This window comes from Acinetobacter sp. NBRC 110496 (assembly GCF_000876115.1).
GTDB lineage: Bacteria > Pseudomonadota > Gammaproteobacteria > Pseudomonadales > Moraxellaceae > Acinetobacter.
The window spans coordinates 1-5,783 of the sequence record NZ_BBTF01000095.1 but is presented as its reverse complement, the minus strand read 5'-3'; the positions used below and the strand labels follow the sequence as shown (position 1 = coordinate 5,783).

Annotated in this window: 5 protein-coding genes; all 5 read left to right on the top strand. The window is 33.2% G+C overall.

What is annotated here, in order from left to right; genetic code table 11:
- Window positions 1-286: 286 nt before the first annotated feature.
- Window positions 287-763, top strand: coding sequence for a hypothetical protein (locus Aba26S_RS20340; protein WP_005005780.1), 477 nt, complete (start codon window positions 287-289; stop codon window positions 761-763).
- Between the two features lie 167 nt (window positions 764-930).
- A complete protein-coding gene (locus tag Aba26S_RS20335) occupies window positions 931-2,721 on the top strand; it encodes a hypothetical protein (protein ID WP_005005779.1) in 1,791 nt (596 codons plus the stop codon).
- Window positions 2,714-3,316: a hypothetical protein gene (locus Aba26S_RS20330; RefSeq protein ID WP_005005776.1), complete on the top strand. Its 603-nt coding sequence runs from the start codon at window positions 2,714-2,716 to the stop codon at window positions 3,314-3,316. Before Aba26S_RS20335 ends, Aba26S_RS20330 begins: the two co-directional genes overlap by 8 nt.
- A 125-nt stretch (window positions 3,317-3,441) precedes the next feature.
- The gene (locus Aba26S_RS20325) at window positions 3,442-4,287 is read left to right on the top strand and encodes a hypothetical protein (protein WP_024160863.1); all 846 of its coding nucleotides are present in this window, start codon (window positions 3,442-3,444) and stop codon (window positions 4,285-4,287) included.
- A 685-nt stretch (window positions 4,288-4,972) separates the two neighbouring features.
- Window positions 4,973-5,783, top strand: an 811-nt coding sequence (locus Aba26S_RS20315) for a hypothetical protein (RefSeq protein ID WP_043974842.1), incomplete at its 3' end; no start/stop codon positions are given.

The window sequence follows — 5,783 nt, the reverse complement described above, 5'->3', positions numbered from 1 at the left end:
TATTTTGGCACCACTATAAAACAATAACTTACGTCATTAGGACGGAAGAAAGTTTACAAACCATTTATAAAAAAGTTTCGCTGGGTGCCTATCTTGAGCACATATTTATTTGATCAAGTATTACATTGGTTAACTTACATTGTAATTGTGAATATTACTCATATAAGGCACTGTTTTTCATAGTCTTATTTATTAAGAAATTACTGTTAAAAATGCTTTTAATCGTAGTCTAATTAACGAATTGATGCTATAATGTCTACTCAGAATGCCTATGGGAATTCGAGATATGCAATATCAATCATTTAGTCTTAGACATCAAAAAATACTCATTGACTTCAATGTGTTTAGCTCTGGCTCGTCTGATATTTTGCTAAAAGGTGTTTTATCTGCCGAATTGCTTATTCTAGTTGATAATTTAAATGCATTTTATTCTGCAGAAGACGGTAGATACGTTGTATCAGCTGAAAAAGTTAACCACGTTACAGGTCTAGATTTTAATAAGAAAACTATCAACCAGATCATGCGTGAAGCTTGTGATTTATCATTTATGATTGATACAGATGCGAAGCAAGCTGCAGCACCTATGATTGACGAAATTCAAATCTTATCAAGTGGCGATATTACTTTTAAACTCACTAAAAGCTTTGATTTTTTTAGAAATTCTCTTAGTTTTAAAAGCATATATGAGAAGCTACCATACAGGTTCACTACTTCTAAACTAGAGTTACCGCAGATCGGTCAACAAATAATGTTAATTGCGTAATTAAGCCTCTGACGAGGCTTTTTTATTGTCTAAAATTTAGTTAGTATATACACAGCTTTAAAGCGAAAAGACTACAACGTTAGTTGGGTTGCAAATATATTTTTATTTTTATTTTTTAATTCAATCTCAGGCAATGTACGTTGTACGTTGTCTAAAGTGGAGCAGTTATGCAAGATTCTTCACAAGTCTGCATAAGTAAAGGAATTTCAGAAGATGAAATTTTTGGACTATCGCAGTCAATCAAAGACTCAATTATTAATGCCGAAACAAAAACCATGGATCTCTTGGGTTACGGCAACAAAATCAGTAATTTCATAGTCGAATGTTATCTAGATATTCCAGTTGTTGATCAATTCATTTTTTACTTAATGTTGGTGAATGCCAAAAATAAGTATGCACATCAGCTGCAGCGCGTTATCGCTGAAAAACCTGAATTATCCCAAATTGAAGCATTACAACTAGCGAACAACTTTGTTCTGAATTTTGAATACATCCGTCAAATTCTTTTATTCAAAAATAAAGCTAATTACCTTAGCAATGGCCGTATCAAATCTTTGGCATGGAATACGCTAAATAGTGTTGGTAAAGTGATGCTACCAATGAGCTCTTTACGCCAAATGGACAGCGAACCATTTTCAAGAAATGACGTAGACAGCGTAACTCATAAAAGAATGTTTGCCAGTACGGGCTATTTTGAATTAGATAACAATGCGTTTATTTGCTATCAGCTTGAAGAAACGTTGATTGCCAATCTATCTGAATTAGATTTTGATAAAAAGGGGCGCTACACAGTTCTCGACACTTTAACGGTTCTTGGATTTAAGGACCGTTTTGATCTTTATATGTATAACTTGATGAAGATCAATGAGTTTCGTGGCGAAGTGGTTATTCCTTACATTGACTTCAAAGCATTAACCGAGTTTTCAGTAGAATTTAAATACAAAGCAAGTGATTTTTACCGTAAACGACTTCTTGTTTCATTAGAAAGACTGAATAACAATCCATCTATTGAATTATTTATTTCTGTTAAGTATGAACCATGCAATAAGCGTACACCAGATCGTGACAATTTTTGCAATTATCGTTTTCAGATTCAGTTGAAGTCCAACTATCGTAAAGCGCTTAATACATTAAATGAAATGTGTGCAAAGGTTCAGGATGAACAGGGCAATGAGCTTAAAATCAGTAATGCGCTCTTCACTTCAGCAATTCGATTGAATAATGGTGAACCTGAAAAAGTAATAGAACTTGTTAAGGATCGTTTAGCTGCTTATACAACTAAGAATGGACCATCATATTTAGCTAAAAATCTTAATTTGGTTGCGTCTTATGTTACGCGAGCTCTAGAAGATCTATATAAAAGTAATCACTTCTTTGAAAGATTCCTAAACGATATGAAGCAAGCAGATAATTTACTTTATCTGAGAAATCGTGATAAGAAAGTTGAGATCGAAAACAAAAGTGCATCTACTTTCTCAAGCGAATTCATTAATATTCGCGACAAAGTTGATGTTACCACTTGTGAAATTCTTACAAACGCTGAGTACATTTCAAAGAAAACGGAAGCTACTGTAATTATTGATTATGCTTTCATACGTAATTCTATTTTTATTACACATCCTCATTTGCGCCACCAGCGAAATGCAGACGAGAAAAAATACATAGATCTCGTGTGTGAAAGCACAAAGCTTTGCCAAATATTCTTTGGTACGGGTAATGAAAATAAAAAAACGTTAACTCAAAACTATTTAACAGAACTCCTGTTTGAACATTTTTTTGATGATAATTTCCACTTGAACTCAGATGTATTAAAGAATCTTCTAAAAAAAGATAAGGACTATTGGGTACAAGAAAAGCAAAAGACATTTATGCGGTTGTGGAAACTTGCAAATGAGTTCAGTTTAAAAGCTATTAGTCCAGCGAACTACAACGGTAAAGAGAGTTCAGACAATGAATAATAAACTTTATTTATGTGCAATTTTTACGGCTACTATATTGAGTAGTAGTGCAAATGCCGATTTTAGTGATTGGTATAAAAAAGCAACTTCAAATGAAGATTCAACTCAGCAAGTGCCAGCTCAACAACAGCAAGCACCTGGTCAAATTCAACAGCAAGCACCAGTTCAGGTTCAGCAACAGCCGATACAGCAAAGACAATATAATTCTAATCGGAACACCACAGCTACGCGTTACCAAAACAATAATGCAAATGTCACTGGTGATTCTGGCCTTGAAGCACGAATGAATAACTTGAATTCGACCATTGAGAATCTAAACAAGTCATCAAAAAGTGGTGACAACCTCACGAATAACTATCTAAATATTGTTCAATTCATAGTGATAAACGAAGAAACACGTAAATTGGATGGTAAAGACAATACATCACTGATCAATAACATGTTGGCTGGTATTGTGAGTTGTCAGAATAAATACAAAGTCGATGTTATACAAAAAGTGAATAATCAACTCCCAAGAGATGTTGCTAACACCGTACAACGGTATTTAAGCCAGAATGGACGCTCTATTGGTGCAAACGGCAACTGTTTATACTAATTAAACCCCCTTTTAAAACCGTCCTTAAAAGGCGGTTTTTTTTATTCTTAAAACATACCTATTTATTTTAAAACCACATTCTATATACTACTAACAGTTTAATGAATATTAATGTGGGTTTTATCATGATCAGTTCTAAAACAATATATGAACTATATCAATTGCTGAATCAATCCGAAGTACAAGAATTAAAATCATCTATAACTGAGACTTTTGGTGCAGATGTGGAAAGTGAAGTTGATAAAAGCCCGGTCTTACAGCAAAAGATCAATTATTTTATTTATCAATATATACATCTCAAGCATCCAGAAAGAACAGACAAGATCTTATTCGATGCAAATGAGTCGGCTCACGAGGTTGTAAAAACAGAACACCTTAAAAGTGAGCCAGTACCCTTATTAAAAGATTTTGTATCAAACAGCAGCAATAAAAGTTTAGCACCTGAAGAACAAAAAGATGTAATTGCAGTCACTTTACCAGCCGAATTATCTGACATTCCTGTTGAACCAACAAATCAAAACCATACAGGAAATAATGAAGTAAAACATGACTATAACATTATCCTTGATGGTCGAACTAAGCTAAATATATTGCTCGAAAGATATTTAAGTGGTGTTGATGATGTGGCTCGTGAAATCATTGTGAAGTGCTTTCTTGTTATCTCTATATTTGTAGCACTGATCTCTCTTGTTATGGTTCTTCTGAATACGACCAATATTAACCAGATCCAAGAAATGTATGATATTGGCCATAAAACATTCCTATTCCAATATGCTGAAGTCTGCAATGTAAATGTTGAAGTTGCAAAAGCGAATCCATGTGTTATCTCAGAAATCAATAAACGTATTTCTGAACTATCAAATAGCAGATTTTGGAACACGTTCGGGGTGGTGCTTTTCTCACTTTTATCGTGCTTTTTCTTCTACCATATCTCTACTTACCGTGATTCTAAAGATAAGCACAACGGCTAGTCTTAAAAGGAGGGTAGGGTGTTTTAAAATGGTCTTAAAAGGCCATTTTTTTATTTTAATAACAAAGTTTTATAGTTGATAAAAGGTATTCTAAAAGTATAATAGATACACTCTTAAAACTGGAATGCGTTGTGCTTTTTAAAATTCCAAAAACGGGTGAGATTGATTCAAGTGAACAATCGATGACAGGCCTGGTACTCAAATCGGCATACAACTTAGTTGCCATTTTCAATATTTGCTACATCTTTGTAGTTGTATTCTTTGTGTTTGAAATGTTTTTAAATACAACGATATACAAGATTAAATATCTACCAGAAACCCTCAATACTCCATCATATATATTGCAAATCATCATATTCATTTTATGTTTTTCTTCACTTCTGTATGCGATAAACAAAATGTTTGATGAAAAGTATATCCCTACACGCAAAGAAATCTATCTATTCCTTATCTCTTTTACTATCAATAGTTTATCAATGTTTAATTTTTTAGCTACCAAATAACACTGTAATACCAAGTTCCCACCGTAGCCTAAGCAAAAGTTACCTGTTTTTTTGGGTTTTAAAAGCAGTGAACAAGGGCAGAATTAAAACACAAAAAAATAAAATTAATAGTTTTAAAAAATATTTTTTAAAACTAAATCAGTGATAATATGTAACCAACGTTAAGTTTAAGAAAGTATATTATGTCTGATATTCGCAGCATCTATTTTTACGGTAATAATAAAAGCATCAAATTGGGTAAAAACCCAATCTTAAATACTGTCTTTGAAATTTTTCCAGCCACTAAAACCCCTTTAAAGCGGATTCTTAATCATAACCACCAGTGGGTTAGTAATTGCGCTTTTTACGTGCCTAACGATGTGAAAAGTGAATGGGTTAAAACGGTAACACTTTCAATTTTGACAATCTCAATTATGGCTTCCTTCCGTAATGCAATTGCACAGCAAAAAGGGTTGTCACCAAACGATGAAGCACTTGATGAAGAGGTAGAGAACCTTGTGCCAGATTCGTTATTCAATTCTGCTATTGAATTATCGGATCTTAAAAAAAGTTTATTAGAAGTTCTGCCAAATTTAATGAGCGAATACCTTGCACAAAACTTTGGTGAATACGAAAGCATTATTACAAACGGTGTAGCTAAGCTTTTTATTGATAACCATGAATTTTTGGATAAGCAACTTGATTCTGATGCTGGAACAGATAATCAGATTTCAATGTTAAATTTTACTGACAATGCAGATGAATTATTTCACACAACAAACTATATTTTAGTCCGTATTGCTGATTCAAATGAAAACTTGAAAATCAACTTTACTAACAGCAAACCACATGCAGAACACTTAGGCCGAATTCTGCATACATTGTTGGGGGATGAAAGTTTTGAGATCTCAAAAGGTTCAATTGAGATACCTAATGACGAAGATGGCCAAGAAATTTTCATCTTTGAAAAAGAAACGAACTTTATTGATTTTTACAATTCATTATTGCTGGAAG